Consider the following 635-nt stretch of genomic DNA (forward strand, 5'->3'; position numbering starts at 1 on the left):
CGTCGAGCTTCCCGGCCGCGCGGGCCGCAATGGCGTCCCCGGCGGCCCGGGCCTGGTACTTGCCCTGGTGGGTCAGCTGGGCCTTGCCGGCGGCGTCCCCGGCGGCATACAGCCAGCCGCCGTCCACCCCGCGCACCTGGCCGCTCGGATCCACGCCCAGTCCTGCGGGGTCCAGCCCCAGTTCCTCCAGGCCCAGCCCGGCCAGTGCCGGCTTCCTGCCGGTGGCAACCAGCAGCCGGGCGCCGGTGACCGGCCCGGGCGGACCGTCGCCGCCGGCCAGCTCCAGGCGGAAGCCGTCCCCGTCCTGCCCGGCACGCAAGGTGGCGGTATTCAGGCGCACGTCCACCCCGTCCGCCCGCAGGCCCTTTTCCACCAGCCGCCGTGCCGGCTCCGGATAGCTGCCCAGCAGGTCCCGCCGGGCCACCAGCGTCACCCGTGCGCCGAGCCGGGCATAGGCCTGGGCCAGCTCGGCGCCGGCCACTCCGCCGCCCAGCACCAGCAGGCTCCGGGGGACCTCGGGCGCGGCCGTGGCCTCGCGGGTGCTCCAGAACCGCAGCGCGTCCAGCCCGTCCAGGGGCGGGACCGATGGTGTCGAGCCGGTGGCCAGGACGACGGCGTGCCGGGCCTCGATGCCG

At 77.5% G+C, this 635-nt stretch carries 1 protein-coding gene; it reads right to left on the bottom strand.

Annotated elements, in window-relative coordinates:
- A partial coding sequence (locus tag ACFQ36_RS23260) for an FAD-dependent oxidoreductase (protein ID WP_377017997.1) occupies positions 1-635 on the bottom strand: 635 nt, incomplete at both ends.

The organism is Arthrobacter sp. GCM10027362 (genome assembly GCF_042679445.1).
Classification (GTDB): Bacteria; Actinomycetota; Actinomycetes; order Actinomycetales; family Micrococcaceae; genus Crystallibacter.